Genomic DNA, 26,929 nt, shown 5'->3' on the forward strand with positions numbered 1-26,929 from the left:
CTCTCGCTTCGTTGAAATGTCCCGGACCGCGCTTTTCACGGTAGCGAGCGCCGGGCCCCATTTCATCTGAATTATCGTCCGGTAACCGGATTCCGCGCCACGCGCTTCTCCGACACCAGCAGGCGCACCGCGCCCTCGCGGGCCGGCTCGGCGGCCCAGACGATCCAGTGGCCGCCCACCTCGGCCCGCTGCCGGTCCGGGCGCATGGAGAAGCCGTGGCCATCGGGGTGGGGCTCGATGATCTGGAACGTCACCTCCAGGCCGCGCCTGCGCGTCTCGGCCAGGACCTCGGCGACCGTGCGGCCGTCCGGGTCGTAGCCCTCCAGGGACTCGCCCTTCCGGGCGGCGTCGGCGTTGTTCTGGTACGGCTCCCCCGGCCTGGCCGGGCGGCCCAGGTAGATCGTGCCTCTGCCGCTGAAGCCCTTCGAGATCGTGACGGTGAGGGTGCAGCCGGGCCGGCCGGGCGTGCAGCCTTCCGGCTCAGGCCGCTCGCCGATGCGGTCCTTCGCCGTCGCGCCGGAGATGCCGAGCCGGAAGATATGGCCGACCCCCGTCGGAGAGGCCGGCCGCAGGTCCAGGGCGACATTCAGGCCCATCGCGCGGAACGCCTCGGTGTAGAGGGCGTGGTCGGCGAACGGGTCCTTGATGGTGGCCACGTACTCGTCGCCGCGCAGCACGATGTCGATGGCGGCGTTGCCGTAGGCGGTGGGAGAGGACTCCCACCCGCCCAGCACCGGGCCCAGGACGGCCGCGGCGGCGAGCGTGGCGGTGACCAGCAGGCCCGCGAGCACGGGGCGCCGGCGCCGGGAAGCGGAGGGGGCCGTGGTGGCCATCGCGGCCATCGCGGCCAGAAGCCGCTCCTCCTGGGCGGCCAGCGTGGCGGCGGCGGGCGCGGGCACGTCCGCCCGGAAGCGGCCGAGCTCGGTCATCTCATTCATGGACGGGCTCCTCGCTGACGATGGCCATCGGGTTGGCGCCGCCGAGCTCCTTCCGGAGCTTCGTCCGGCCCCGGTTGATCCGCGAACGCACGGTTCCGACCCGCACGTCCAGCGCCTCCGCGACCTCCGTGTACGTGAGGCCGGCCCAGGCGACCAGGAGCAACGCGTCGCGGTGCCCCCGGGGCAGCGTCGCCAGCGCCCCCGCGAGGCGGCGGCGGGTCGCCTCGGCGCTGACCCGGTCGTCGCTGCGGTCGGTGAAGGGGGCGGCCACCGGGTCGGTGCCGGTGCGTTCGAGGATCCGCAACTGCCGCACCTCGGCGCGCCGGTGGCGGCCCATCAGGTGGGTGGCGATGCCGTACAACCACGGGCGGGCGCTCGGGCGGGACAGGTCGTAGAGGTGGCGCTGCCGGAACGCCGCCAGGAACGTCTCCGCCACCACGTCATCGGCGGCGTCCGCTCCCAGCCTTCTGGTGACGTAGCGGGTGATGTCGGCGGCGTGCCGGCGGAACACCTCGGCGAACGCCTCCGGCTCGCGTAGCGAGCGTTCTATGGAGGAGGCGTCGTCGCCGCCGTCCGCCTGGTTCGTGTCGTTCATACAGTGCCTTCCGGCGATCAATCATGACAACAGGTTGTTGCCGGGCCGCGGCAGGGTGGTTCCCCGTCCCGGCGCGGGAGGCGGCGGCGTGGCGGGGGGTTCGTCCGTAGGCTGGGGTCGGCACGCGGGTCGTGGAGGGTGGATGCGGGTCGGGATTCTGGGGCCGCTTCAGGTGGCGGGGGCGCAGGTGGGCGGGGCCCGCGTGCGAGCCCTGCTGGTACGGCTGGCGCTCGACCCCGGCCGGGTCGTCCCCGCCGACCGGCTGATCGACGACCTGTGGCCGGACGAGCCGCCCGCGCACCCGCCGGCGGCGCTGCAGTCGCTGGTGTCGCGGGCGCGCCGCGAGGCACCGGGCGTCATCGGCTCGCACCCCGCCGGCTACCTGCTGGACGTGCCGCCCGCCGAGGTGGACGCCTGGGCGTTCGAGCGCCTGGTACGCGACGGCGAGCCGCACCGGGCGCTGGCGTTGTGGCGCGGGCCGGCGCTGGCGGACGCGGCGGGCCTGCCGTTCGCGGCGGCCCCGGCGGCCCGGCTGGAGGAGCTGCGCCTGACGGCCCTCGCCACGAGGATCGCCCGCGACCTGGCCACCGCCGCCCCCGGCGATCCCGCCGGCACCGCCGGACTGGCCGGCCCCGCCGCCCCCGCCGGCTCCGCTGGACTGGCCGCCCCCGCCGGGTCCGCCGGCTCCGCCGGGTCCGCTGGGTCCGCTGGGCTGGCCGGGCTGGCCGGGCTGGTGGCCGAGCTGGAGGAGCTGGTGGCGGCGTGTCCGCTGCGGGAGCCGTTCCACGCGCTGCTGGTGCGGGCGCTGGCGGCGCAGGGACGGCGCGGGGAGGCCCTTGCCGTCTTCGAGCGGATCAGGGCGGCCCTGGTGTCGGAGCTGGGCGCCGATCCCGGGCCCGAGCTGCGCGAGGCCCACCTGGAGGCGCTGCGGGAGCCCGCGCCCGCGCCGCGCGGCAACCTGCCGGCCCAGGTGACGAGCTTCGTGGGCCGGACCGAGGACGTGACCCGGCTGCGGACCCTGCTCGGCGGGAGCGGGAGCGGGAGCGAGGGCGGGAGAGGGAGAGGGAGCGAGGGCGGGAGAGGGAGAGGGAGCGAGGGCGGGAGAGGGAGAGGGAGCGAGGGCGGGGGCGGGGGCGGGGCGCGGCTGGTGACGTTGGTGGGGCCGGGCGGGGCGGGTAAGACGCGGCTGGCGGTCGAGGCCGCGGCCGGGCTGGACGTGCCCGGCGGCGTGTGGCTGGTGGAGCTGGCCGCCGCCGACGGCGTACGCGCCGCCGTGGAGAGCGTGCTCAGGACCAGCGACCCGGTGGCCGCGCTACGCCGTGGCGGCGAGTCGCTGATCGTGCTGGACAACTGCGAGCACGTGATCGAGGAGGCCGCCCGGGTGGCCGGATGGCTGCTGGCGGAGGTGGCGGGCCTGCGCGTCCTGGCCACCAGCCGCGAGCCGCTGGACATCCCCGGCGAGACGATCCACGCGGTCGCGCCGCTGCCGGAGCCGAAGGCCGTCGCGCTGTTCGCCGAGCGGGCCGCCGCCGCCCGCCCCGGCCTGCGGGTGGCGCCGGACCAGGCGGCGTGGATCTGCCGGGAGCTGGACGGCATCCCGCTGGCCATCGAGCTGGCCGCCGCCCGCCTGCGGACGATGCCGGTGCCGCTGCTCGTCGAGCAGCTCGGCGACCGTCTGGCGCTGCGCGGCGGCCGCACGGCCGAGCCCCGGCACCGCACGCTGCGCGCGGTCGTCGACTGGAGCTGGAACCTGCTGTCCGCCGCCGAGCGCGAGCTGCTGCGCGGCCTGACCGTCTTCTCCGGCGGCGCGACGTACGAGGCGATCGCCCGGATCTGCGGCGGCGAGCTGGAGCTGCTGTCGTCGCTGGTGGACAAGTCGCTCATCGCGGTCAGCGGCGACCGTTACACGATGCTGGAGACCATCCGGCAGTACGCCGCGGACCGGCCCGGCACCGCCGACCTGGCGGAGCTGCGCCGCGCCCACGCCCGCCACTACACGGAGCTGGCCGAGACCGCCGAGCCGCACCTGCGTACCGGCGGGCAGCTCGCCTGGCTGGCGGTGCTGGACGCCGAGCGCGGCAACCTGGACGCCGCGCTGCGCCACGGCGACGACCCGCTGCGCCTGATCCTGCCCCTGCTCTGGCCGTGGATCATGCGGGGGCGGCTGCGCGAGATGCGCGAGCAGGCGGCCGCGGTGCTGGCCCGGGTGGGCGAGGCGCCGCCCGGGGGCCGGGAGCTGGCGTACGGGCTGTGCCGGATGCTGGTCGGCGAGCCGGCCTCGGCGGCGGTCCTCGACTCCGACCATCCGGCGGCGCTGAACTTCTGGGCGATGGGCGGCGTGCTCGGCACCCCGGACGACGTGGTGGCGCTCACGGAGCGGGGCGTGGCCCGGCTGCGCGAGCATCCCGACCTGTGGACCAGGTCGGCGGCGTTGCTGGTCGGCGGCCTGGTGCGGTTCGAGTACGGGCCGGTGGCCGGCGCCGAGGACCTGCTGGAGCCGGCGCTCGCCGGTTTCCGGCGCACCGGCGACCGGTGGGGTCAGTGGGCGGCGCTCTACTGGCTGTCACTGGTGGCCGAGAACCGCGGCGACTTCGCCGCCGCCGTCGCGCTCGCCGAGGTGCCGGGGCCGCTGGCGGCCGAGCTGGCGGGGCTGGACACGGCGCTCGGCCCGATGTCGTACCTGCTGCGGGTGGGGCAGCTCAAGGCCCGCGCGGGCGACCTGCCGGGCGCCGCCGCCACGCTGCGGCAGGCGCAGGAGGCCGCGGCGCGCTCCCGGGACCGGGAGCTGGGTGCCCGGGTGCTGCACGCGCGGGCGGAGCTGGCCAGGCGCGGCGGCGACCCCGGCGCGGCGCTGCGGCTGCTGCGGGAGGCGCTGGCCCTGGACGCGCGGGTCAGCGTGCAGTTCCAGGCGCTCCTGCGGGTCGAGCTGGCCCGGGTGTGCGGCGAGCCGGCCGGGCCGCTGCGCGAGGCGCTGGAGCTGATGGACGGCTGCTCCGACCGGACCGTGCGGGCGACGGTGCTGGAGGGCGTGGCCGAGCATCTGGAGCCGGCGCGCGCGGCCGAGCTGCTGGGCGCGGCCCGGGCGCTGCGCGGCCTGGCCGCCTCGGCCGATCCCCACGTGAACGCCCTGGCCGCGCGCTGCCGGGAGGCGCTGGGCACGGCGGCCTACGAGGCCGCGCTGGACAGGGGCGCGGCGATGCCGAACCCGGAGAGGTACGCGCTGAGGCCGCTCTCGTCGCCGTGATAGCCGATGTAGCCGTCGGGGCGCACGAGCAGGACGCCCTCCTGGCCGGGCAGCGGCGGCAGCACCCTGGCCCCGTGGTCGGCGGTGACCTCGCCGACCAGCAGGAAGCCGGTGCCGCGCTGCTCGGCGAAGTACGCCCCCAGCCGCTCCCCGCCCCGCTCCCCCACCGACAGCGGGCTGCCGGGGTAGGCCAGGCCGAGCTGGTCGGTGTCGTCGCCCCGCTTGATCTCCCTGTCCCGGTACAGGCGGGTGCTCAGCCCGAGCACGTGCTCGGCCACGGCCATGCGCTCGTCCTCGTACGTCTCCAGCAGCGCCTCGCTCCCTAGCGCCAGTTTCCACCCCAGGTTGTACGCGTCCTGCACCCCGGTGTTGAGCCCCTGCCCGCCCGCGGGCGAGTGCACGTGGGCCGCGTCCCCGGCCAGGAACACCCGCCCGGACCGGAACCGGTCGGCCATCCGGATGTTGACCCGGTACTCCGAGCGCCACACGACCTCGTCGATCCGCACGTGCGGCGCGTGCTCGGCGACCAGCGCGGCCAGGTCGTCGTGGCCGGGGTACGGGGCCGCGAGCTGGAACACGTCGGTGCCGGGCAGCGGGCAGACCGTGAAGTGGATGCTCCGCTCGGCGAGCGACCCCCACGCGTGCCAGTGGTCGCGGTCGAGGTCGCGGGTCCTGATGTCGGCCAGCAACATGCGCTCGCTGTCGTACGTCTCGCCGCGGAAGGGCACGCCGAGCCGCTTGCGTACGGTGCTGCGCCCGCCGTCGGCGCCCACCAGGTAGGCGCTGCGCACCCGCTCGCCGGTGGCGAGGACGGCGGTGACCCCGTCCGCGTCCTGCTCCAGGCCGGTCACCTCGGCCCCGAACTCGACCCGGTGCCCCAGCTCGGCCAGCCGGTCGCGCAGGATGGCCTCGGTGCGCCACTGCGGCTGCATGATCAGGTTGGGGTAGGGCGTGCCGGGGGACGGCTCGCGCGGCTCGTCCATCCGGCCCTCCCACACCACCCGGTCGCCCTGGTAGGAGCGCAGGGGCGGGTACGCGCGGCCGGTGGCCAGGATCTCGTCGATGACGCCGAGGTCGTCGAGGACTTCCAGCGTGCGGGGTTGCAGGCCCTTGCCGCGCACCCCGCCGGGAGGCTCGGGCGAGCGCTCCACGATCCGCAGGTCCACGCCGCGGCGGGCCAGCTCGATGGCCAGGGTCAGCCCGGTCGGCCCGGAGCCGACGATTGTCACGTGTGTCATGGGCATGAGGATGCCGGGGGCCGCTGCCGGATCGCTGCCTGATCGCTGCCGGCCGCTGCCGGGCTTCCCATGAGGAGGAGAAATGCGTCATGGTGGTTGAGCATCGAGCACCGAGAAGAGGGAGATCTGTGGTCAGTCCTGGCACGCTGGAAGCTCGGGGAAGTGACTTCGCCCGACTAGCCCGCCGCATATCGGACGCCGGCCTGTTGGACCGGCGTCCCTTTTATTACGCGGCCCGCATGGCCGTCCTCGCGATCGTCTACGCCGCCGCCTGGGCGCTGTTCGTCCTGGTGGGCGACTCGTGGTGGCAGGTGCTGGTGGCCGCGCTGCTGGCGGTGGTGTTCGCGCAGTTCGGCTTCCTCGCCCACGATCTCGGCCACCGGCAGGTCTTCCGCACCCGCCGGCCCAGCGACGTGGCGGGCCTGTTGATCGGCGACCTCGCCGTCGGGCTCGGCTGGGGCTGGTGGAACGCCAAGCACAACCGCCACCACGCCAACCCCAACCACGAGGACCACGACCCGGACGTGTCGCCGGCGGTCATCGTCTTCTCGGCCGAGCAGATCGGCAGGAGCCGCGGCCTGCCGCGCTTCGTCGCCCGGCACCAGGCGTTCTGGTTCTTCCCGCTGCTCACGCTGGAGGCGTGGCACCTGCACGTGGCCAGCTTCAAGGCGCTGTTCAAGCCGTCGGCGCGGCGGCGGTGGACGGAGCTGGCGCTGCTGACCGCGCACGCCGCGGCCTACCTCGGGGCGGTCTTCGCGCTGCTCTCGCCGGGCAAGGCGCTGGTGTTCCTGGCCGTGCACCAGGGGTTGTTCGGGTTGTACCTGGGGGCCACGTTCGCGCCCAACCACAAGGGCATGCCCGTGCTGACCAAGGAGGACAAGCTCGACTTCCTGCGCAAGCAGGTGCTCACCTCGCGCAACGTCCGGGGCGGGCCGCTCCGCGACATCGCGCTCGGCCAGCTCAACTACCAGATCGAGCACCACCTGTTCCCCCACATGCCCGCGCCCAACCTGCGCCGCGCCCAGCCCATCGTGGAGCAGTACTGCGCCGAGATCGGCGTCAGCTACCTCCAGACCGGGCTGTTCGCCTCCTACCGGCAGGCGCTGGGCCACCTGCACGAGATCGGCGCCCCGCTACGCTGATCCCTCCTCCAGCAGGCGGGCGAGCAGGGCGTCGCGGCGGCGCTCCAGGTCGGCGATCAGCTCGGCCTGCTCGTCCGCCTGGCTGATCACCGCCGACTTCTCGGTCTGGTCGGTCGCGCCCATGTCGCGGATCTGCTCGCGGATGTCGTGGTTCTCGGCGCGCAGCCGGGCCAGGGTCTCCTCGACCTCGCGCAGGTCGTCCTTCGTACTCATCCACCCTCCGTACCCGTCCAGTATGGAAGGCATGCGAAGGCCGTCGGCCGGTGTGCTCGCGGTGGTCGCGGCCGTCGCGGCCGGCACCCTGGCCACCTGTCTGCTGAACGCGTCGGTGCGGCCGAACGCGCTCGACGTGCTGCTGCCGCTGGCGGCGCTGTTCGGCACGCACGGGCTGGCGTTCGCGGCGCTGCCGGCCGCCGGGGTGCCGGCGGGGCTGCGCTTGCCCCTGGAGCCGGGCACGTCGGGCCCGGTCCTGGTGCCGGTGGTCCTGGTGCTCGTCCCGTTCCTGGTGGCCCGCCCAGGGATGGGTGTGGTGGACCTTCCGGCACCGGGTGACCGGGCCCTCGTACCTCTAGGGGGCGGCCCTAGAAGAGCGGCACCCCGTCCCTGGTGAGCCGCCAGTTCTGGGCGGCGAAGTCGGCCGGGTCGATGGTGCCCCTGGCGGTGGCGTACTCGATGAGCGCCTGCCGGATCTCCACCTGCGCGTTGTACAGGACGGGAGCGGTGGTGACGTGCGGGAAGCCGCCGCCGCCCGACTGCCGGTAGTTGTTGATCGCGACCACGAACTCCTGGTCGGCCGGGACCGGCCGGCCGTCGTAGGTCAGGTTCGCGACGCGCTGGCCGACCGGCTTGCTGATGTCGAGGTCGTACGACACGCCCGAGAGCTGGTCGTAGTTGTAGTCCGGGATGCCGGAGGCGTTGGTCAGCTTGGTGACGTCCACCGGGTCGCCGGGCGCGAGCTGGTTGAAGTACCTGGCCGAGTACTCCAGGTAGTCCTTGATCTGGGCGCCGGTCAGCTTGATCGCCAGCAGCGTGTTGTCGTAGACGTACAGGCCGGCGACGTCCCGGACGCGGACGTCACCGGCGGGGAAGAGCGCCGAGCGGCTGAACGGGGCCGCGATCGACAACACCGGCAGCGTGTTGTCCGGCAGCGCCTGCTTGACCGTCTCGGTCTGCACCCGCTGGATGTAGTCGAGGATCGGCGTGTCCTTGTACGGCGACTCGGCCGCCGAGAGCTGCTGCGCCGACTTGGCCACGACCTTGTTGACGTAGCCGACCGTGGTGTCGTGCTGCGGCTTCAGCAGCGCGACGATCTTCGGGTCCTCCTCGACGGTGTTGGTGTTGATCGTGGTCGAGGACTTGCCGGTCACCACCCACCTGCCGTGCTGCCTGGCGAGCTGGAAGTCCAGCCGCGACAGCCGCTGGCCCCACTTGCCCGGCTCGGTCAGCAGCACCTGCTGCCCGGTGACCTTGTTGGTGACGAACCTCTGCGGCACGTCGTTGTGGGCGTGCCCGAACAGCACCGCGTCCACGCCCGGCACCTGCTCGGCCACCATCGCGGAGGCGTTCTCGACCGGCAGGTCGCCGCCGTAGGAGGACATGCCGTTGTCGCCCGCGTGCGCGGTCACGACGACCACGTCCGCGCCGAGGCCGCGGATGACCGGCACCCACTTCCTGGCCGACTCGACCAGGTCGGTGAAGCGCAGCCTGCCCTCGACGTTGGCCTTGTCCCAGATGGCCACGCCGGGGTTGGTGAGGCCGAGCACGCCGACCCTGATCGGCTTCTCGCCGGCGACCTTCATCGTCTTGATGACGAACGGCTTGTACGCCGGCAGCCCCGACCTGGCGTGGACGGCGTTCGCGCCGAGCACCGGGGCCTTCATCTGCCTGATCCAGGTGGCCAGCAGCGGCAGACCGTAGTTGAACTCGTGGTTGCCGAGGGTCACGGCGTCGTAGCCGATGGCGTTCATGGCCTTGGCCATCGGGTGGGTCCGGCCGGTCTCGGTGATCGGCTCGACCTTGGCGTAGTAGTACGCCAGCGGGGTGCCCTGGATGGTGTCACCCGAGTCGAACAGCAGCGTGTGGTCCGCCCCGCGCTCGGCCCTGATCTTCTGGACCAGCGTGGACACCTTGGCCAGGCCGACGCTGTTGCCCGCGCTGTCGGTGTAGGTGGCGTCCTTGAAGTAGTCCCAGTTCAGGGCGTTGCTGTGCAGGTCGGACGTGCCCATGACGGTGACGGTGACCGTCTTCGGGGGCCCGGCCTGGGCGGGGAGCGCCACCAGGGCCAGCGCGGTCAGCGCCGCGGCCCCGGCGAGGGCGAGCTTCTTGGTCTGCATGTGCCTGGAGGGTAATCGGGACAAATCACTCGGCGATTACGATTCCGGAACCTCCCGCTGAATGAAGTCGCGGATCAGGGCGGTGACCTCGGCCGGACGCTCGTGCAGGACCACGTGGCCGGCGTCCAGCTCGGCGTACTCGCTGCCGGGGATCGCGGCGTGCAGGGCGCGGGCGTGCTCGACCGGGATCAGGTAGTCGCGGGTGTTGCCGATCACCAGCGTGGGCACGGTGATCTTGGGGAGCAGGTCGCGCAGGTCCACGCGGAGGTCCAGCTCGATCTGGCGCAGCGTGCCGCGCGGCGGCTCGCCGAGGAGGGTCGCGACGCCGGCCTCGCGGACGAACCCGGGGCTGAAGGCCAGCAGCGGCCCGTAGGCGGCGAAGCTCTCGGGGTCCGTGCGCGCCAGCCTGGCCCAGGTGCGCAGGCCGAGTTCGAGGCGGTCGTCGGCCAGGTGCGTCCAGCCCGCGATCAGCACCAGCCGGCGGACCAGCTCCGGCCGCTCGGCGGCGACCGCGGCGGCCACGGCCGCCCCCAGCGAGAAGCCCACCAGGTCGGACGGCTCCTCGAACGCCGCCGCCACCTGCCCGGCGAGCAGGTCCAGCGTGAGGTCGCCGCCCGGGTCGGCGCTCGCGCCGCTGCCCGCGTAGTCGGGGGTGATGACGGTGCGGAGGTCGGCCAGGCCGGGCACGAGATGGGCCCAGTTGGTGACGGCGTCGCCGCCGGTGCCGTGGACCAGGACCAGCCCGGGGCCCTGGCCCGTCCGGCCGTAGTGGACGGGACCCGCCGGGTGCTGTGCGATGGGCATGCTGCGCTCCTTTTCTGTAGTGCTCGCTACAGAAAGATAGCATAGCGATCGCTATAGAATGAGCACATGGCCAGACAGAGGGCATTCGACCGGGACGCGGCGCTGGAGCACGCCCTGCTGGCGTTCTGGCGGCACGGCTACGAGGCGACCTCGATCGCCGAGCTCACGGCCGCGATGGGGATCAGGCCACCCAGCCTGTACGCCGCCTTCGGCGACAAGCGCCGCCTGTTCGAGGAGGCCGTGACCCACTACCAGCGCACCTACGGCGCCTTCACCACCCGCGCCCTGGCCGAGGAGCCCACCGGGCGGCAGGCGATCGAGCGGGTGCTGCGCGAGTCGGCCGACGAGTACGCCACCGACGAGCACCCGCGCGGCTGCCTGGTCATCTCGGCGGCGGTCAACTGCGGGCCGGAGTCCGCCGAGGTGGAGGAGCTGCTGCGCGACCTGCGCAAGCAGGCCAAGGCCGCGCTGAAGAAACGCATCGACGACGACCTGGCGGCCGGCCGCCTGCCGGCCGGCACCGACACGGCCGGGCTGGCCGCCTTCTACGCCGCCGTCATCCAGGGCATGTCCACCCAGTCCAGGGACGGGGCGGGACGCGCCGAGCTGCGGCGCATCGCCGCCCTCGCCATGGCGGCCTACCCGTCGCCCGGCGGGGCGTGACGGGTCACTGGAACTTGACGGAGGCGTCCTCGGGGGCGACCTCCGGCGGGGACGCGCGCAGCCAGCGGCAGCCGTGCGGGCCCAGCGCCACCGTCACCCTGCCGTCCTCCACCACCTCGATGGTGCCGTCCTCCAGCAGGTCCGTGAGCTGCTGGCCCTCCAGCCCCGGCAGCGTCAGCTCGGCGTCCACGGCGGTGTCGCACAGGTTGTGCGCGACCACGACCGAGGCCCCGTCGGCGTCGCAGCGGTGCGCGAACACCGCGTCGTGCCCGGCGTCCAGCACGGTGTACGTGCCCCACGCCAGCTCCGGGCACTCCCGGTAGCGCTCCACCAGGAGCTGGAACCAGCGCAGCAGCGAGGCGGTGTCGCGCTTCTGGTCGGCCACGTTGACCCGGTCGGGGGCGAAGGGGCCCTCGGGGATCGCGCGCACCGGCTCGGCCGGGCTGAAGCCGCCGTCCCTGGACCACTGCATGGGGGTGCGGACCGCGATCCGGCCCTCCTCCTCCAGGTTCTCGCCCATGCCGATCTCCTCGCCGTAGAAGATCACGGGGGTACCGGGCAGGGAGAACAGCAGGCTGTAGGCCATCTTGATGCGCCGCAGGTCACCGCCGAGCATCGGCGGCAGGCGGCGGCGCAGGCCCCGGCCGAAGATCTGCATGTCCTTCTCCGGCCCGAACGCGCGGAAGACCTCCTCCCGCTCCTCGTCGGTCAGCTTGTCGAGGGTCAGCTCGTCGTGGTTGCGCAGGAACATGGCCCACTGGCAGTCCTGGGGCGGCTCGGGCCGCTCGCGCAGGGCCTCGGCGAGCGGGCGCGCGTCCTGGCGGGCCAGCGACAGCCACGCCTTCTGCATGCTGATGAAGTCGAAGCACATGGTGACCTCGTCGCCGAGCCCGTCACCGAAGTACCGCACTAAGTCCGGGTACGGCACGTTGACCTCGCCGAGCAGGATCGAGCCGCCCTTGCGCCTGGTCATGAACGCCCGCAGGTCCTGGAGGAAGGCGTGCGGGTCGGGCAGCTTCGGATCGACGTTCTCGATGAGGAACGGCACGGCGTCCACCCGGAAACCCGACAGGCCCAGCTCCATCCAGAACCCGAGGATGCGGGTGATCTCGTCCCTGACCTCCGGGTTGGCCACGTTGAGGTCGGGCTGGTGCTTGTAGAAACTGTGCAGGTAGTACTGCCGGGAGCCCTTGTCCCACTGCCAGATGGAGTTCTCCTTGTCGGGGAAGACCACCATGCTCGGGTCGTCCGGCTCCGCCTTGTCGGACCAGACGTACCAGTCGCGCAGCGGCGAGTCCCTGCTGCTGCGCGACTCCTTGAACCAGGGGTGCTGGTCCGAGGTGTGGTTGACCACCAGGTCGGCGATGACGCGCAGGCCCCGGTCGTGGGCGGTGCGCATGAACTCCACGAAGTCGCCCAGCGTCCCGAGGCGCGGGTCGATGCTGTAGAAGTCGGTGATGTCGTACCCGTCGTCCCGGTTGGGGGTCGGGAAGAACGGCATCAGCCAGAGGCAGGTCACGCCGAGCCCGGCGAGGTAGTCGATCTGCTGGGTGAGCCCGCGGAAGTCGCCGACGCCGTCACCGTTGCCGTCCTTGAAGGTCTCCACGTCCAGGCAATAGACGACGGCGTTCTTCCACCAGACGTCGGAGGTGTACGTCAGTCGCATCGGCACCGACTACCCCTCACCGGGCGATTCACGCGAGCGATCGCATGGCCTGCTCCAGCAGCTCCCAGAAGCGCGGCACGTCCAGGCCGGTGGCCACGCGGGCGTTCGGCTCGCGCTTGAGCTTGCCGAGCAGGTCCACGCTGGTGGCGCCGGCGGTCTCGGTGCCGTCGAGCTCGACGTCCACGCGGGTGCGCACGGTGGTGACCAGCGTGGGCTCGGCGACCAGGGCGACCGCGATCGGGTCGTGCAGCGGCGCCTCGGGCATGCCCTGATCGGTCTCGTAGGTGGAGTTGTAGAAGCTAAGCAGCTCGACGCCGAAGGCGGCGGCGCGGGTGCCGACGGCCCCGATGCGGGCGATGACCTCGCGGGTGACGAGGGCCTGGTGGGTGACGTTCAGGCCGATCATGGTGAACGGCGGGCCGGACTCCAGCACGATCGCCGCGGCCTCCGGGTCGCACCAGGCGTTGAACTCGGCGTACGGGGTGACGTTGCCCCTGCCGGTGGAGCCGCCCATCCAGACGATCTCCCGGACCTTCGACAGCCGGTCGGGATAGATCCGGGCGAACATCGCGATGTTGGTCAGCGGGCCGGTCGCGACGATGGTCACGTCCTCGGCGGCGGCGTCCAGGGTGTCCCTGATCAGCTCGATGGCCGGGCGGGGGTCGGCCTCGACCTCCGGGACGGGCAGCTCGGGGCCGCCGAGCGCGTTGCCGCCGTGGATCCACTCGGCCGGGGACAGCGCCCGCATCAGCGGGCCGGGCGCGCCCGCCGCGATCGGCACCTTCGTGACGCCCGCCAGCCCCGCCACCACCCTGGCGTTGTAGGTGGTGTGCGACAGCCGGCCGTTGCCGCCGACCGTGGTGATCGCGCGCAGGTCGATCTCCGGGTGCCCGGCGGCCAGCCAGATCGCGAAGACGTCGTCGTGGCCGGGGTCGCAGTCGAGGATCACCGGGATGGGCACCTGAGCCTCCTGCCGATCGGTTTCGGCTCATGCTAGCGATCCCGCCGCCGGGAACGGGGGACCCGCTCGCGGGCCGGGGATGGGCATCCGGCTGGGATCGGCATTTACTGGGATGAGCAGTCGTGGAGCCGAGTGCCCGAAGGGGCGAATCATCGTGCAGACCATCACGCTCAACGAACTGACCCAGGACCTCATGGCCTGGATGACCTACGACGGCAACGCCATCGACTTCGCCCGGCGGCTGCGGGGCGGCGACGCGTGGGACCAGTGGTCGATCGTGCAGTTCCTGCACTGGCAGCTCACCACGGGCGGCCGTACCGACCTCGACTACGAGTGCGAGGTGCCCCGCCCCCGCCGCAGGGGACGCCGGTACGACGTCGTCTACAACCGCGGCTCCGGCACCGCCGATCCGCAGCGCCCGCCGGTCTACACCCTGTGGATCTGCGACAACGAGGGCAACGACGCGGTGCGCCGGCTCCGGCGGGAGATCGACGCCTTCGCCACCGACCTGCGGGCGACGCAGCAGGGCTCCCCCGTGCCGGTCGTCCCGCTGCTGGTCGTGCTGAGCCCGGAGGAGGTGGATTTCCCGGGGGTCGGCTCGAAGTCCGTCCCCAACTGCGCCACGAGGCTCCACCTGTCCTCGGACGTGACCTGGAAGAGCTACCCGATCTCCTGACCCTCAGGCCGGAGGGCGGGAGAGCCTGGCGGCCACGGCGTCCAGCACCCAGTCGAGCCCGGCGTCGAAGGACTCCTCGACGCGCGGCTCGGGCCCGTCCCGCACGACCCTGGCCAGCGTCGGGTAGCGGCCCGTGTCCAGCATCCTGGTCACGTACGGGCCGTGGGCGCGCTGCCAGTCACGCTTGGACAGGCCCGTGGCGCGCTCGGCCCGCAGGTCGGCGATCTCGCGCCGGATCGCGCCGGTGACGTAGGCGTTGACGGTCTCCACGGCGCGCACCATGACGTCGAGGCCGGCCAGGCCGTCGAGGGCGGCCAGCGAGACCTCGCCGACGGCGAGGGCGTTGGGGCCCAGGGCGGGGCGGCCGCCGAGCAGGTCGGCCAGCCAGGGGTGGCGGTGGGCGGCCTGCCGGGTGCGGTGGGCGAGGGTACGCAGCGCCGCCCGCCAGTCGGGGGGCGGCGCGGGCGGGAGGATCTCGGCGTACACCGCGTCCACCATGAGGTCGAGCAGCTCCTCCTTGGTGGAGATGTAGCCGTACAGCCGCATCGGGCCGGCGTCGAGCCGGGCGGCGACCTTGCGCAGCGACACCGCCTCCAGCCCGCCCTCGTCGGCCAGCTCGACGGCGGCGGCGACGATGCGCTCGCGGTCGAGTGGCACGGGGGTGGGGCGCGCCGGCGGCTCCGGACGGTCCCACACAGTCATGGATACATCGTACTGTTGCGATACGCTGTATTGAGAAATACAGTGTATCGACATGAGACACCGTATCGCCGTTGTGGGAGCCGGCCCGGCCGGCCTGACCCTCGCCCGTGTCCTGCACCGCCACGGCCACCCCGTCACCGTCCACGAACGCGACCCTTCACCCGCCGCCCGCCCCCAGGGCGGCACGCTCGACCTGCACCGGGGGATGGGCCAGCTCGCGCTGGACAAGGCCGGGCTGCTGGACGGGTTCCGCGCGCTGTCCCGCCCCGAGGGCCAGGCCATGCGCATCCTGTCCCCGGACGGCGCCGTGCTCCGCGACTGGCCGCCCGGCCCCGACGACACCGCCCATCCCGAGATCGACCGCGGCCGGCTGCGCGATCTGCTGCTCGGCCCCCTCGACGTGCGGTGGGGCCGGCGCGTGAGCGAGGTCGTCCCGGTGGCGGGCGGCCGGGCGCGCGTCCGCTTCCCCGGCGGGCGGGAAGAGGAGTTCGACCTGGTGGTCGGCGCGGACGGCGCCTGGTCCCGGGTACGCCCGGCCCTCACGCCGGCCGTCCCGCGCTACACCGGCGTCACCGCCGTGGAGACCTCCCTCGACGAGGTCGACACCCGCCACCCCGGCCTCGCCCGCCTGATCGGCGACGGCTCCATGTCGGTGTACGGCCCGGACCTGGCGCTCACCGCCCAGCGCAACAGCGGCGGCCACGTCAAGGTGTACGCCCAGTTCCGCGCGCCGGAGGACTGGCACGCGGGCCTGGACCTCACCGACGCCGCGGCGGTGCGCTCCCACCTGCTCGCGCTCTACGACGGCTGGGCCGACCCGCTGCTCGACCTCCTCCGCCACGGGACCGCCTTCGTCCCCCGCCCCCTGCACACCATGCCCGTCCCCACGACCTGGGCCCACGTCCCCGGCGTGACCCTGCTGGGCGACGCCGCCCACCTGATGCCGCCGCTCGGGGTGGGCGCGAACCTCGCGATGCTGGAGGGCGCCGAGCTGGCCGAGGCGATCCTCGGCGCCGACCCCGCCGACCCCGCCGCCCTGGACAAGGCCGTCCGCGCCTTCGAGGAGCGGATGTGGCCGCGCGCCGCCAGGTGGGCGTCCTTCGCGACGGAGGGCCTCGACCGCCTCGTGAGCCCGGACCCGGCCGCCGCGATCGCCCTCTTCGACGACGTCCAGTAGCCGTGCTTCCCGGAGCTGCTCAGAGGAGGGTGCCGCCGGTCACCTCGATCCTGGACAGGGCCTCGTCCACGCGGGCCAGGGTGTCCGGGTGCAGGGTGAGGTCGGCGGCCGACAGGTTCTCCTCGATGTGGGACGGGGTGCGGCTGCCCGGGATGGCGACCACGTGCTCGTCCTGGTGGAGGAGCCAGGCCAGGGCGAGCTGGGCCGGGGTGATGGCGAGCTGGGCGGCCAGCGCGCGGACGGGGGCGTAGCGGTCGTTGTTGGCGGCGAGGTTCTCGGCCGAGAAGCGGGGGGCGTTGTGGCGGAAGTCGTCCTCGCCGGACAGGGTCTCCACCGTGCCCGTCAGGAAGCCGTTGCCCAGGGGGCTCCAGGCGACCAGGCCCACCCCCAGCTCGCGGGCGGCCGCGAGCAGGTCGGGGGCGATCGGGCGCCACATCGACCACTCGTTCTGGACGGCGGTCACCGGGTGGACGGCGTGGGCGGCGCGCAACTGGGCGGCGGTGACGTTGGACAGGCCGACGTGCCGGACGAGCCCGTCGCGGACCAGGTCCGCCATGGCGCCGACCGTGTCCTCGATCGGCACGCCGGGGTCCGGGTAGTGCAGGTAGTAGAGGTCGATGACGTCCGTGCCGAGGTTGCGCAGGCTGCGCTCGGCGTAGCGGCGGACCAGGCGGGGCTCGGCGTTCACCCGCAGCTCGCGGAAGGCGTAGCCGACGGGGTACGGGCGGCTGGGCTCGCCCTCGGGGATCGCCAGGCCGAACTTGGTGGCCAGCACGACCTCGTCCCTGCGGCCCTTGATCGCCTGGCCGACGAGGCGTTCGTTGTGGCCGTCGGCGCCGTAGGCGTCGCTGGTGTCCACGTGGGTGGCACCGCCGTCCAGGGCCGCCTTGAGCGCGGCGGCCGCGCGCGTGTCGTCGATGTCGCCGTAGATCCCCGGGGACAGCACCATGGCGCCGTAGCCGATGGCGGGGACCTGGAGGTTGGCGAGGCGGCGTGTCTTCATGGCGTCGATGGTGCCCCCGGCGGGCGGGACGTGTCCAAGAGCTGTTGTGATAACCACTGGTTATGGATGTGCATCTGCGGGATCTGCGGTACTTCGTGGCGGTGGCGGAGGAGCTGAACGTCACGCGGGCGGCCGAGCGGCTGTTCGTGTCGCAGCCGGCCCTGTCCAAGCAGCTCAGGGCGCTGGAGCGGCAGCTCGGGTTCGAGGTGTTCGAGCGGGTGCACGGCGGGGTCGTCCTGACCCGGCAGGGGGAGGTGCTGCTGCCGGTCGCGCGGGAGCTGCTGGAGCGGTGGGCGGCCGGGGTGGAGGAGGCGCGGGCGGCGGCGCCGACCGGCACGCTGGTGATCGGGATGCAGACCGCCGTGGGGCGGGGGTTGCAGCAGGCGGCGCTGCGGCGCTTCCGGGCGGCGATGCCGGGGTGGGAGGTGTCGTTACGGCTGGTCGGCTGGGACGACCCGTCCGGCGGGCTGGCCGATGGCACCTCCGACGTGGCGTTCCTCTGGCTGCCGGTGCCGGCCGGGGTGGGCACGTACGTGCTGGCCACCGAGGACAGGGGCGTCGCCATGCCGGCCGATCACCCGCTGGCGGCGCTGGCGGAGGTGCCGTTCGCGGCGCTGCGGGACGAGCCGTTCATCGCGCTGCCCCCGGCGGCCGGGCCGCTGCGGGACTTCTGGCTCGCCCTGGACGCGCGGGACGACGAGCCGGTGGTGGGCTTCACCGCCAACACGCCGGAGGAGGTGTTCGAGGCGGTGATCAGCGGGCTCGGCGTGGTGCTCGTGGCGGAGGGCAACGCGCGGCTCTACAACCGGCCGGGAATGGCGTACCGGCCGGTTACGGGGCTGGCTCCCGGGGAACTGGCGATCGCGTGGCGGGAGGGTGACAGGAGCCCGCAAGTCGTGGCATTCATCAACGCGCTACGACAGGTCGCCACTAAGGTCTGAACGCGAATATCCGTACCGGATCAGCACAGGAGAAAGGCCCCCGATGAGTGACTACGCGATCACCTTCGACCTCATCGACGTCGACAAGGACGGCCGGATCTCGGCCGAGGAGCTCGTCCGGCTCATGGAGATCCTGGGCCAGCCGGTGACGCTGGAGGCGGCGCAGGAGGGCGTGCGCAAGCTGGACAAGGACGGGGACGGGCTCATCGACGTCGAGGAGTTCGGGGCTTTCGTGGACCGGTGATCCGGTCTAGCCGGAAGTGATAAAACAAGCATTTGCTACACAACTTCTGTCGCCTGGGTCACAATGGCGGCAGGAGGGACGATGGCCAACAAGAGTGACCCACGCGAGAGCCGTACACCCGCGGGCATCGTGCGAACCCTCAGGTCGGGCATCGGCCGGGTCTCCGACGAGGTGGTCGAGGAGATCCAGAGCCGGATCCCGGAGTACGCCCGGCCGGAGGACGAGCTCTACATCAAGGTCGTCCGGACGGCGGTCGAGCAGGCCGTCGAGGGCTTCATCGACCGCGTCGAGAACCCGGACGCCCCGTGGGACCCCGAGCCGTTCCGCATGATCGGCAAGGGCGAGGCCGCCGAGGGGCGCAACCTGGAGCCGCTCCAGACCGCCCTCCGGCTCGGCGCGCGGGTCGGGTGGCGGCGGCTCACGGAGATCGCCGACCCGCTCGGGCTGTCGCCCCAGTCCCTGTACGACCTGGGCGAGACCATCTTCGTCTACCTGGACCAGCTCGCCGACGCCGCGGCCGAGGGCTTCGAGGAGGCCAGGGCGCGGGCGGCCGGGGAGATCGAGCGGCGCCGCGGGCGGCTGCTCGACCTGCTGCTCAGCCAGCCCGCCGCGGGCCCCGAGGCGATCGCCGAGCTGGCCAAGGCGGCGGGGTGGCGGCTGCCGAGGACGGTCGCCTGCGTCGCCCTCGACGACCTGCCGGGCGGGCTGCCGGGCGGGCTGCCGGGCGGGCTGCCGGGCGGGCTGCCCGGCGTCGCGTACCGGATGCCGGCGCTGCCGCCCGACGTGCTGGCCGGGCTGGAGCGGACCGTGCCGTGCCTGCTGGTGCCCGACCCCAGCGGCCCCGGGCAGGCGCAGATGCTGGAGCACGGGCTGCGCGGCTACTGGGGCGCGATCGGGCCGGCGGTGCCGCTGGCGGCGGCGGGGACGTCCCTGCGGTGGGCCAGGGAGGCGCTGGAGCTGTCGCGGCGCGGGGTGCTGCCGCGCGGCCTGATCCGCTGCGAGGAGCACCTGGCGACGCTGGTGGTGTTCAAGGACGAGGAGCTGGTCAGCGCCCTGGCCGAGGTACGCCTCGCGCCCCTCGCCCACCTGCGCCCCAACCAGCAGGACCGGCTGGCCGAGACGCTGCTGGCCTGGCTGCGGCACGGGCGGGGCGCGGGCGAGGTGGCCGCCCGGCTGCACGTCCACCCGCAGACCGTGCGCTACCGGCTGCGCCAGCTGGAGGAGCTGTACGGCGAGCAGCTGGCCGACCCGGACGTGCGCTTCGAGCTGGAGATCGCGCTGCGCGCCCGCCAGGCGCTGAACAGCCCGGCGGGCGGCACGGCGGGCGGCAGCACGGTGAACGGCCCGGTGAACGGCCCGGTGAACGGCACGGTCAGAGGGGCTGCCGGAAGAGCCTGAGCCGGTCCTCGCCGACGCGCTCGCGCAGGGCGTGGTCCTCGACGCCCAGGTCCTCGGCGGGGGCCAGGCAGAGCACGCCGACCTTGCCGACGTGCCGGTTGAGCTGCACGGCGCGGGCCGCCTCGGCCGCCCCTTCCAGCGGGTACGCGGCCGAGAGCGTGGGATGGACCATGCCGAGCGAGATGAGCCGGTTCACCTCGTGGCATTCCTGGTAGTTCGCCCCGTGGGAGCCGATGATGCGCTTGAGCTTCATCCACAGGTGCCGGTTGTCGTACTCGTGGGCGTAGCCGCTGGAGGAACCGCAGGTCACCACCGCGCCGCCGCGCCGGGCGACGTACACCGAGGCGCCGAAGGTCTCCCGTCCGGTGTGCTCGAACACGATGGCCGGGTCCTCGCCCACCAGCCGCCTGACCTCGGCGCCGAGCCGCCGCCAGCCCTTCTCGTCGCCCAGGCCGCCGTCGAGCTGCGAGCGGTCCACGACGTGCGGGCAGCCCATCCTGCGCAGCAGCTCGGCCTTCTCGGGGGTGCCGACGACGCCGACCGGGATGCCGCCGCCGTTCCTGACGAGCTGCACGCCGTAGCCGCCGAGGCCGCCCGTCGCGCCCCACAGCAGCACCACGTCGCCCTGCTTCATGCGCGCGCCGCGCTCCCCCACCAGCATCCGGTACGCCGTCGAGGCGCACAACATGTTGCAGGCCGCCTCCTCCCAGCTCAGGTGCCGGGGCTTGGCGAGGAGCTGGGTGGCCTTGACGACGGCGAAGTCGGCCAGGCCGCCGAAGTTGGTCTCGAAGCCCCAGGCGCGCAGGTCCCCGGCCAGCATGCCGTCGTGCTGGACGACCGGGTCCTCGCCGTCCACGTACGCGGGGCTGGTGACCACCCGGTCGCCGACCCGCCAGCGGCGCACCGCCCGGCCGGTGCGGACGACCACGCCGGCCGCGTCCGAGCCGAGGACGTGCACGGGCAGGTCGTGCCGGGGGTCGCTGCGCCCGAACCGCTCCAGGAACGCGAACGTCGGCACCGGCTCGAACATCGCCGACCACACGGTGTTGTAGTTGATCGCGCTGGCCATGACGGCGATCAGCACCTCGTCCGGGGCCAGCTCGGGCATCGGCACCTCGCCGACGTGCAGCGTGCGGCGGACGTCCTTGTCGGGCTCGTCCTGGTCGAACAGGCCGACCTCGTCCTTGCGGAGGTGGGCGGCGCGGTAGGTGGCGGGCACGTCCAGGTGCTCCAGCTCGGCGGGCGCGGCTCCGGCCACCACCGCCTCGGCGAGTGCTGTCGTGTTCACGAGAGGAGTCCCTTCAGGTGCTCGGCGATGACCTCGACGTGTGGAGGGTCGAGCAGGTTGAGGTGGTGCGAGCCGGGGATCTCGACGATCTCCAGGCGGGGCGCGTACGGGGCGAAGCCGCGGGCGGGGTCGCCGGTGTGGGCGTAGCGGGGGTCCTCGACGGCCCAGGGGGCGGGGTCGGTGGAGCGGTAGAGGACGGCGCGGCCGTGGTACGGGCGGGCGGGGCGGTAACGCTCGATGGCCCGGGTGTCGTCGTGGGAGGTGAGCTGGTGGCGCAGGATCGCCGGGGGCAGGGTGGCGAGGACGCCAGAACCGGCGATCCTGGCCTCGGCGAGGGCGAGCTGGGCCGGCTCGTCGAGGGGTTCGAGCTCGGCCGCGTCCAGGGGGATCGGGGTGCCGTACGTCCTGGTCAGGTAGGCGGCGAAGGCGGCGTAGCGGCGGGCCTGGAGCTGCCTGAGCCGCGGCTGCGGGACCTCGTCGGGCAGGCCGGCGTCGATCATCGCGAGCAGCTCGACGTCGTCCTCGCCGAGCAGCAGGGCGGTCTCGAAGGCCAGGATGCCGCCGAACGACCAGCCGCCCAGGCGGTACGGGGGCGGCGCGGCCCGCCTGATCGCGCGGGCGTACTCGGCGGCGCGGGCGGGGATGCCCGGCAGGTCGAGGCGTTCCAGGCCGAGGACGGGGGCGGGCAGGCGGGCGGCGAGCAGGGTGTAGACGCCGGTGGTGCCGCCCGCGGGGTGGGCGAGGAAGAGCGGGGGGCCGGAGGCCGCCTGGGTCAGGGGGCGGAGGGTGCCGCGGCCGGCCTCGGCCTCGTCGGCCCGCCGGATCGCCTCCGCCAGGTCGGCGGCGGTGGCGGGCCCAGTGGCGGGTCCAGTGGCGGGTCCGGTGGCGGGCTCGGCGGCGGGTCCGGTGGCGGGCTCGGCGGCGGATCTGGTGGCGGGCTCGGCGGCGGGCCCGGTGGCGGGCTCGGCGGTCGGTCGCCGGCTCAGGAGGGCGTGGGCCCTCTCCAGGACGTCGGGGGCCAGCGGCTCGGTGACGGACGGGGTGCGGCCGAGCAGGTCCGCCAGGACGCGGGTGACCTCGCGCTCGGCGGCGTCCCTGGGCTCCACCGGGGGCTCCGCGAGGCCCAGGCGCTCGGCCACCGTCCGGGACAGGGCGTCCAGGGTGCCGCCCTTGAGCAGCGGGGCCGTGGGGACGTGGACGCCGAAGTCGTGCTCGATCGTGCCGCGCAGGCGGGTGGCGGCCAGGGAGTCCAGGCCGAGGTCCGTCAGGACGGCGCCGCCCTCCAGCCGGGACGGGTCCAGCCCCAGGACGGCGGCGGCACGCTCCCCGATCGTGCGGGTGACGGCGGCCAGGGCCTCGTCCGGCGGGAGGCCGGCGAGGACCGGAGCGGCCGGGGCGGACGGAGCGGCCGGGGCGGCCGAAGCGCCCGGGGCGGACGGCGGGGACGCGGGCCGGGGCGGGGCTTCGGCGAGGTCCGAGAAGTACGGAATGCTGGGAAGCTCCGGGAACAGGGTCACCGCCCGGGCGGGGTCGAGCTTGACCACCCCGGCCGGCAGGTCGCGCTGGAGCAGCGCCTCCAGGGCCTCCATGCCCTCCTCGGCCGTCAGGGGCTCCACGGCGGGCGTGGCGGGGGCGGCGGTGCCGGCCCACGGGCCCCAGTTGACGCTCAGGGCGGGCAGCCCCTCGGCGCGGCGGCGCTCGCACAGGGCGTCCAGCCAGGCGTTCGCGGTGGCGTAGGCCGCCTGGCCAGGGGAGCCGAGCAGCGACGCCGCCGAGGAGAACGCCACCCACCAGTCGAGGTCGAGGTCCTTGGTGGCCTCGTGGAGGCGCTGGGCGCCGGTGACCTTGGCGGACCAGACGCGGGCGAGGCCGCCGGGGTCGAGGTCGGCGATCAGGCGGTCGCCGAGCACGCCGGCGGCGTGGATGACGCCGCGCAGCCGCAGGCCGCCCTCGGTGGCGGCGGCGACCAGGCGCTCGGCGGTGCCGGGGGCGGCGAGGTCGCCGGTGACGGTCGTGCCGCCCGGGTGCGGGGTGCGGGCGTTCAGGACGACGCGGGTGGCGCCGCGGGCGGCCAGCCAGCGGGCGGCCAGGCGGCCGAGGTGGCCGTGGCCGCCGGTGATGACGTACGCGCCGGGCCCGGCCACGGGACCCGGACGGGCGGAGGGCGGGAGGGGGAGGCGGCGCAGGCGGGCGGCGTGGCGGGTGCCCGCGCGCCAGGCCACCTCGTCCTCGCCGGAGTCCCCGGACAGCTCCCTGGCCAGGGCCGCGAGGTCGTCGTAGTCCACGAGCGCGGCGCGGGCGCCGGGGTGTTCGAGCGCGAGGACCCTGACCAGCGCGCGGAGGGCGGCCGGTCCGGGGTCGGCGGGCTCGCCGGCGCGTACGGGCTGGGCCCGCTCGGTGCCGATCGTGACCCGGGCCCCCTGCCGGACCAGGCCGGCCACCTGGAGCACGACCCGCTGGGCGGCCGCCGGGTCGAGACCGCGCGGCGGCAGGACGAGGACGTGCTCGGGCGCCCCAGGGGAGGGCTCGGGCAGCAGGGCGGCGAGGCGGGCGGCCCGCGGGTCCTCCTCGCCGTCCAGGACGCGCCACGCGCGGGCCGCGCCCGCCTCGGGCGGCGGCGGCACGCGTACCCAGGAGCGCGCGACGAGCTTGGCGTCCAGCCGGGTGGGAACGGGACCGTCAGGCGGCCAGGCGCCCCCGCCCGCCGGGGCGTCCGCGGCGGCCCGGCCCGCCGGGGCCGTCCCGTCCGGCGGGGGCTCCGGGGCCGCCGGCGCCGGGCCGAGGGTGGCGCTGCCGTGGAGCGTCCAGGCGCCCGCCGCGTTCTTGGCCGACAGCTCGACGCGCCCGCCCGCCAGGGTCACCGTCACCCGGGCGGGCAGGGGCAGGTGGGCGTGGAGGGCGACGTCGTGGACGTCCGGCTCGCCGTGGACCTCGGCCGCGGCGGCGCGGGCCAGCCGGTCCAGGACGGCGGGCGGGAGCACGGGGTGGCCGTCGCGGTGCCACTCGCCGGGCGGCAGCCGCCAGGGCGCGTCGGCGAGGTCGTCCAGGGTGGTGGTCCAGCAGTGCCGGGAGGGGGTCTCGACGTGCGTGCCGAGCAGCGGGTGGCCCGCCGCGCGGCGGGCCGGCGCGGCCCAGTGCCGTACGTGCTGCCAGGGCGAGTGCGGCACGTCGGCCAGCCGCCCGCGCGTGCGCGGCACCACGGACAGGGCCGCGGCGGCGACCTGGTCGTGGAAGGGGCCCTCGGTGATCCGGGCGGCGGCCGGCAGGGTGTCGCGGAGCGCCCCGGACAGCAGCGGCCGGGGCCCCAGCTCGGTGAAGAGGGTGTGCCCGTCGCCGGCCGCCGCCTGGACGGCCTGCATGAGCCGTACCGGGCGGCGCAGCCCGGCCGCCCAGTACGCCGCCTCGAACGTCGGCGTCTCACGCGGGTCCTCGAACACCGGCGAGTAGTAGGGGACGGCGGGCTTGCCGCCCGCGATCCCGCCCAGCGCCTCGCGCAGCACCGGCACCAGGGGCCGCACCTGCGGCGAGTGCCCCGCCCCCTCGGCCGTCAGCGTCCGCGCGAACAGCCCCCGCGCCGCCACCGACGCGGCGAACTCCGCCACCCGCTCCGGCTCCCCCGTCACCACGGTCTGCGCCGGCGAGCTGTACACGGCCACGTGCAGGTCGTCCGGCACCTCCCCGGCAACGACCTCGACGACCGCCATGGCCCCGCCGCCGCCCAGCCCGCCGAGCAGCCGGGCCCGCGCGCAGATCACCCGCACGCCGTCCTCGGCGCCGAGCCCGCCGGCCACCACGGCGGCGGCCACCTCCCCCATCGAGTGGCCGATCACGGCGGCGGGCTCGAACCCGTACGCCCGCCACGTCTCGGCCAGCGCGAGCTGCGTGGCGAAGATGATCGGCTGGAGCGCCGCCACGCCCGACGCGGCCGGGTCGTGGACGTCGATGCCCGCCTCCTCGCGCAGCAGGGGGGCCAGCCGGTCGATGGTGCGGCGGTAGGCCGGCTCGCGGGCGTACAGCTCCAGGTCGGGCCGGTGCGGGCTGTAGCCGCTGAAGACCCAGACGGGGCCCTCGGCGGGCACGCGCTCGGCGGGCCGCACGGCGCGCAGCCGCTCGGCCAGCTCGCCGGCGTCCCCCGCCACCACGGCGGCCGCCACCCGCCCGCGTCCCGCCCGCCTGGCCAGGGTGTGGGCCACGTCCGCCAGGTCGGCGGCGGGCGGCCGGGCGGCGAGGACGCGGGCGTGGCGCTCGACCCGCTCCGGGGTCGCGTCCGTGAGCAGGAAGACGTGCTTGGCCCGGTCGGCGGGCCCGCCATCCTGGTCGCCCTCCTGGGCGGGGAAGGCGTCCAGGACGACGTGGGCGTTGGTCCCGCCGAACCCGAACGCCGACACCCCGGCCCGCGCCGGTGCCCCGTCGCCGCGCGGCCAGGGGGTCGGGGCGGTGACCACGCGCAGCCGCTCCCACGGGATGTGCGGGTTGGGGGTGCGGAAGTGCAGGCTGGGCGGGATCGTCCCGTGGTGCAGGGCGAGCACGGTCTTGATGAGCCCGGCGATGCCGGCCGCCGCCTCCAGGTGCCCCAGGTTGGTCTTGACCGAGCCCAGCAGCACCGGCCCGGGGACGGCGGCGGCGATGGCCCGGGCCTCGATGGGGTCGCCGAGGAAGGTCCCGGTGCCGTGCGCCTCGATGTAGTCAGGCCCCCGGCCGAGGCGGCCGTACACCTGGCGCAGCAGCGCCTCCTGCGCCTCCGGGTTGGGGGCGACCAGGCCGTTGGAGCGGCCGTCCTGGTTGGTCGCGCTCTCCCTGATCACCGCCAGCACCCGGTCGCCGTCGCGCACCGCGTCCGCCAGGCGCTTGAGCACGGCGACGCCGCAGCCCTCGGCCCGCACCATGCCGTCCGCCGCGGCGTCGAACGCCTTGCAGCGGCCGTCGGGCGCGGTGCCGCCGCCCCGGTCGAAGGCCACGGTGACCAGGGGCGACAGCAGGAGGTTCACGCCGGCGGCGAGCGCCAGGTCGCACTCGCCGGCACGCAGCCCGGCGACCGCCAGGTGGGTCGCGACGAGGGAGGAGGAGCAGGCGGTGTCCACGGCCAGGGAGGGGCCGCGCAGGTCCAGCAGGTACGACAGCCGGTTGGCGGCGATGCTGGACGCGGCCCCGGTGGCCGTCCAGGCGTCCACGGCGGCCAGGTCGGCGCCGGTCAGGTAGGCGTACTCGGTGGCGGACAGGCCGGCGTACACGCCGGTGCGGCTGCCGGACAACGACCTCGGGGCGTGGCCCGCGTGCTCCAGCGCCTCCCACGCGGTCTCCAGGAGCAGGCGCTGCTGCGGGTCCATGACGGCGGCCTCGCCGGGCGCGATGCCGAAGAACGCGGCGTCGAAGCCGGCCACGTCCGCCAGGAACCCGCCGTGCCTGGTGGTGCCCGCCAGCACCTCCCGGGTCCGCGCGGAGCCGTCGTCGAAGCACTCCCACCGGCCCTCGGGCACCTCGCCGACCGCGTCCCGGCCGCCCAGGAGCAGCTCCCAGTACGCCCGCGGGCCGTGCGCGCCCGGCAGGCGGCAGCCGACGCCGATGACCGCGACCGGCTCCCCCGCCGGGCCGGTCGCCTCGGCCCCCTCGCGCGGGGCCGACAGCGCGCGGGCGAGCCGGTTGATGGTCGGGTGCTCCCAGACGAGCGTGGGGCTCAGCTCGCGGCCCAGCAGCTCGCCCAGCTCGCCCGCCACCGCGACGGCCTCGCGCGAGGACAGCCCGTGCTCCTCCAGCGGCCGGTCGGGGTCCACCTGCCCGCCGAGCCGCTCGGTGAGGAAACTCCGGATCTCTCGCTCACTGGCCATGTCCACGAAACACTCCGCGTGCGCCGGGGCCGGGGTGATCGGCCACCCTACTCAGCGGCGCGGCGCGGGCGTCACGGCCGGACGGAACATT

21 protein-coding genes are annotated in these 26,929 nt (G+C 74.6%); 9 read left to right on the top strand and 12 right to left on the bottom strand.

What is annotated here, in order from left to right; genetic code table 11:
* Window positions 1–71: 71 nt before the first annotated feature.
* Together AB0H75_RS35465 and AB0H75_RS35470 are read right to left on the bottom strand one after the other, a co-directional pair.
* Window positions 72–938 carry a hypothetical protein gene (locus AB0H75_RS35465; RefSeq protein ID WP_367804014.1) on the bottom strand — a complete coding sequence of 289 codons (867 nt, stop codon included), beginning with the start codon at window positions 936–938 and terminating at the stop codon, window positions 72–74.
* Window positions 931–1,533, bottom strand: a complete 603-nt coding sequence (locus AB0H75_RS35470; protein WP_367804015.1) for an RNA polymerase sigma factor — start codon at window positions 1,531–1,533, stop codon at window positions 931–933. Before AB0H75_RS35470 ends, AB0H75_RS35465 begins: the two co-directional genes overlap by 8 nt.
* 142 nt (window positions 1,534–1,675) lie before the next feature.
* On the opposite strand from AB0H75_RS35470, the gene AB0H75_RS35475 reads away from it, so the two are divergent.
* Window positions 1,676–4,777 carry a BTAD domain-containing putative transcriptional regulator gene (locus AB0H75_RS35475; protein ID WP_367804016.1) on the top strand — a complete coding sequence of 1,034 codons (3,102 nt, stop codon included), beginning with the start codon at window positions 1,676–1,678 and terminating at the stop codon, window positions 4,775–4,777.
* On the opposite strand, the gene AB0H75_RS35480 is transcribed toward AB0H75_RS35475, so the two are convergent.
* Window positions 4,699–6,015, bottom strand: coding sequence for an FAD-dependent monooxygenase (locus tag AB0H75_RS35480; protein ID WP_367804017.1), 1,317 nt, complete (start codon window positions 6,013–6,015; stop codon window positions 4,699–4,701). The two genes, AB0H75_RS35475 and AB0H75_RS35480, sit on opposite strands and share 79 nt — an antisense overlap.
* Before the next feature lie 239 nt (window positions 6,016–6,254).
* Between AB0H75_RS35480 and AB0H75_RS35485 the strand changes: the two genes are divergently transcribed.
* The gene (locus AB0H75_RS35485; RefSeq protein WP_367804018.1) at window positions 6,255–7,157 is read left to right on the top strand and encodes an acyl-CoA desaturase; all 903 of its coding nucleotides are present in this window, start codon (window positions 6,255–6,257) and stop codon (window positions 7,155–7,157) included.
* On the opposite strand, the gene AB0H75_RS35490 is transcribed toward AB0H75_RS35485, so the two are convergent.
* Window positions 7,149–7,370 carry a hypothetical protein gene (locus AB0H75_RS35490; RefSeq protein WP_367804019.1) on the bottom strand — a complete coding sequence of 74 codons (222 nt, stop codon included), beginning with the start codon at window positions 7,368–7,370 and terminating at the stop codon, window positions 7,149–7,151. The genes AB0H75_RS35485 and AB0H75_RS35490 overlap by 9 nt on opposite strands.
* A gap of 31 nt (window positions 7,371–7,401) precedes the next feature.
* Here AB0H75_RS35490 and AB0H75_RS35495 point away from each other — a divergent pair, with 31 nt between their 5' ends.
* On the top strand, window positions 7,402–7,767 hold the full coding sequence (locus AB0H75_RS35495; protein WP_367804020.1) for a hypothetical protein: 366 nt from the start codon (window positions 7,402–7,404) through the stop codon (window positions 7,765–7,767).
* Here the strand turns inward: AB0H75_RS35495 and AB0H75_RS35500 are convergent.
* Window positions 7,739–9,490, bottom strand: a complete 1,752-nt coding sequence (locus AB0H75_RS35500) for a bifunctional UDP-sugar hydrolase/5'-nucleotidase (RefSeq protein WP_367804021.1) — start codon at window positions 9,488–9,490, stop codon at window positions 7,739–7,741. The two genes, AB0H75_RS35495 and AB0H75_RS35500, sit on opposite strands and share 29 nt — an antisense overlap.
* 36 nt (window positions 9,491–9,526) lie before the next feature.
* On the bottom strand, window positions 9,527–10,294 hold the full coding sequence (locus tag AB0H75_RS35505) for an alpha/beta fold hydrolase (protein ID WP_367804022.1): 768 nt from the start codon (window positions 10,292–10,294) through the stop codon (window positions 9,527–9,529).
* A 66-nt stretch (window positions 10,295–10,360) separates the two neighbouring features.
* Here AB0H75_RS35505 and AB0H75_RS35510 point away from each other — a divergent pair, with 66 nt between their 5' ends.
* Window positions 10,361–10,957 carry a TetR/AcrR family transcriptional regulator gene (locus tag AB0H75_RS35510; RefSeq protein ID WP_367804023.1) on the top strand — a complete coding sequence of 199 codons (597 nt, stop codon included), beginning with the start codon at window positions 10,361–10,363 and terminating at the stop codon, window positions 10,955–10,957.
* Between the two features lie 4 nt (window positions 10,958–10,961).
* Here the strand turns inward: AB0H75_RS35510 and AB0H75_RS35515 are convergent, their stop codons facing one another.
* On the bottom strand, window positions 10,962–12,623 hold the full coding sequence (locus AB0H75_RS35515; protein WP_367804129.1) for an alpha-amylase family protein: 1,662 nt from the start codon (window positions 12,621–12,623) through the stop codon (window positions 10,962–10,964).
* Between the two features lie 28 nt (window positions 12,624–12,651).
* Window positions 12,652–13,584 (bottom strand): nucleoside hydrolase, encoded by a 933-nt coding sequence (locus AB0H75_RS35520; RefSeq protein ID WP_367804024.1) that lies wholly within the window; start codon window positions 13,582–13,584, stop codon window positions 12,652–12,654.
* A gap of 154 nt (window positions 13,585–13,738) precedes the next feature.
* Here AB0H75_RS35520 and AB0H75_RS35525 point away from each other — a divergent pair, with 154 nt between their 5' ends.
* Entirely contained in the window at window positions 13,739–14,260 is a 522-nt protein-coding gene (locus tag AB0H75_RS35525) for a hypothetical protein (protein WP_367804025.1), read from the top strand.
* Window positions 14,261–14,263: 3 nt separating this feature from the next.
* On the opposite strand, the gene AB0H75_RS35530 is transcribed toward AB0H75_RS35525, so the two are convergent.
* The gene (locus AB0H75_RS35530) at window positions 14,264–14,962 is read right to left on the bottom strand and encodes a TetR/AcrR family transcriptional regulator (protein WP_367804026.1); all 699 of its coding nucleotides are present in this window, start codon (window positions 14,960–14,962) and stop codon (window positions 14,264–14,266) included.
* A gap of 52 nt (window positions 14,963–15,014) precedes the next feature.
* Here AB0H75_RS35530 and AB0H75_RS35535 point away from each other — a divergent pair, with 52 nt between their 5' ends.
* Window positions 15,015–16,139 (top strand): FAD-dependent oxidoreductase, encoded by a 1,125-nt coding sequence (locus AB0H75_RS35535; RefSeq protein ID WP_367804027.1) that lies wholly within the window; start codon window positions 15,015–15,017, stop codon window positions 16,137–16,139.
* 19 nt (window positions 16,140–16,158) lie between these two features.
* On the opposite strand, the gene AB0H75_RS35540 is transcribed toward AB0H75_RS35535, so the two are convergent.
* On the bottom strand, window positions 16,159–17,142 hold the full coding sequence (locus tag AB0H75_RS35540; protein WP_367804028.1) for an aldo/keto reductase: 984 nt from the start codon (window positions 17,140–17,142) through the stop codon (window positions 16,159–16,161).
* Between the two features lie 62 nt (window positions 17,143–17,204).
* On the opposite strand from AB0H75_RS35540, the gene AB0H75_RS35545 reads away from it, so the two are divergent.
* From AB0H75_RS35545 to AB0H75_RS35555, 3 genes are all read left to right on the top strand, one after another.
* Window positions 17,205–18,083, top strand: a complete 879-nt coding sequence (locus tag AB0H75_RS35545; RefSeq protein WP_367804029.1) for a LysR family transcriptional regulator — start codon at window positions 17,205–17,207, stop codon at window positions 18,081–18,083.
* Window positions 18,084–18,126: 43 nt separating this feature from the next.
* Entirely contained in the window at window positions 18,127–18,327 is a 201-nt protein-coding gene (locus AB0H75_RS35550) for an EF-hand domain-containing protein (protein WP_367804030.1), read from the top strand.
* Between the two features lie 129 nt (window positions 18,328–18,456).
* Window positions 18,457–19,725 (top strand): PucR family transcriptional regulator, encoded by a 1,269-nt coding sequence (locus tag AB0H75_RS35555; RefSeq protein ID WP_367804031.1) that lies wholly within the window; start codon window positions 18,457–18,459, stop codon window positions 19,723–19,725.
* Here AB0H75_RS35555 and ccrA read toward each other — a convergent pair.
* Window positions 19,700–21,013, bottom strand: coding sequence for a crotonyl-CoA carboxylase/reductase (ccrA, locus tag AB0H75_RS35560; protein ID WP_367804032.1), 1,314 nt, complete (start codon window positions 21,011–21,013; stop codon window positions 19,700–19,702). The genes AB0H75_RS35555 and ccrA overlap by 26 nt on opposite strands.
* The gene (locus tag AB0H75_RS35565) at window positions 21,010–26,838 is read right to left on the bottom strand and encodes a beta-ketoacyl synthase N-terminal-like domain-containing protein (protein ID WP_367804033.1); all 5,829 of its coding nucleotides are present in this window, start codon (window positions 26,836–26,838) and stop codon (window positions 21,010–21,012) included. Before AB0H75_RS35565 ends, ccrA begins: the two co-directional genes overlap by 4 nt.
* Window positions 26,839–26,929 lie beyond the last annotated feature (91 nt).

The sequence above is a fragment of the Nonomuraea sp. NPDC050783 genome (genome assembly GCF_040802095.1).
Classification (GTDB): Bacteria; Actinomycetota; Actinomycetes; order Streptosporangiales; family Streptosporangiaceae; genus Nonomuraea.

What these genes read in the sequence shown, in the direction of transcription:
- AB0H75_RS35465 (WP_367804014.1), bottom strand. Translation starts at nt 938, where the DNA reads ATGAATGAGATGACCGAGCTCGGCCGCTTCCGGGCGGACGTGCCCGCG.
- AB0H75_RS35470 (WP_367804015.1), bottom strand. Translation starts at nt 1,533, where the DNA reads ATGAACGACACGAACCAGGCGGACGGCGGCGACGACGCCTCCTCCATA.
- AB0H75_RS35475 (WP_367804016.1), top strand. Translation starts at nt 1,676, where the DNA reads ATGCGGGTCGGGATTCTGGGGCCGCTTCAGGTGGCGGGGGCGCAGGTG.
- AB0H75_RS35480 (WP_367804017.1), bottom strand. Translation starts at nt 6,015, where the DNA reads ATGACACACGTGACAATCGTCGGCTCCGGGCCGACCGGGCTGACCCTG.
- AB0H75_RS35485 (WP_367804018.1), top strand. Translation starts at nt 6,255, where the DNA reads ATGGCCGTCCTCGCGATCGTCTACGCCGCCGCCTGGGCGCTGTTCGTC.
- AB0H75_RS35490 (WP_367804019.1), bottom strand. Translation starts at nt 7,370, where the DNA reads ATGAGTACGAAGGACGACCTGCGCGAGGTCGAGGAGACCCTGGCCCGG.
- AB0H75_RS35495 (WP_367804020.1), top strand. Translation starts at nt 7,402, where the DNA reads ATGCGAAGGCCGTCGGCCGGTGTGCTCGCGGTGGTCGCGGCCGTCGCG.
- AB0H75_RS35500 (WP_367804021.1), bottom strand. Translation starts at nt 9,490, where the DNA reads ATGCAGACCAAGAAGCTCGCCCTCGCCGGGGCCGCGGCGCTGACCGCG.
- AB0H75_RS35505 (WP_367804022.1), bottom strand. Translation starts at nt 10,294, where the DNA reads ATGCCCATCGCACAGCACCCGGCGGGTCCCGTCCACTACGGCCGGACG.
- AB0H75_RS35510 (WP_367804023.1), top strand. Translation starts at nt 10,361, where the DNA reads ATGGCCAGACAGAGGGCATTCGACCGGGACGCGGCGCTGGAGCACGCC.
- AB0H75_RS35515 (WP_367804129.1), bottom strand. Translation starts at nt 12,623, where the DNA reads ATGCGACTGACGTACACCTCCGACGTCTGGTGGAAGAACGCCGTCGTC.
- AB0H75_RS35530 (WP_367804026.1), bottom strand. Translation starts at nt 14,962, where the DNA reads ATGACTGTGTGGGACCGTCCGGAGCCGCCGGCGCGCCCCACCCCCGTG.
- AB0H75_RS35535 (WP_367804027.1), top strand. Translation starts at nt 15,015, where the DNA reads ATGAGACACCGTATCGCCGTTGTGGGAGCCGGCCCGGCCGGCCTGACC.
- AB0H75_RS35540 (WP_367804028.1), bottom strand. Translation starts at nt 17,142, where the DNA reads ATGAAGACACGCCGCCTCGCCAACCTCCAGGTCCCCGCCATCGGCTAC.
- AB0H75_RS35545 (WP_367804029.1), top strand. Translation starts at nt 17,205, where the DNA reads ATGGATGTGCATCTGCGGGATCTGCGGTACTTCGTGGCGGTGGCGGAG.
- AB0H75_RS35550 (WP_367804030.1), top strand. Translation starts at nt 18,127, where the DNA reads ATGAGTGACTACGCGATCACCTTCGACCTCATCGACGTCGACAAGGAC.
- AB0H75_RS35565 (WP_367804033.1), bottom strand. Translation starts at nt 26,838, where the DNA reads ATGGCCAGTGAGCGAGAGATCCGGAGTTTCCTCACCGAGCGGCTCGGC.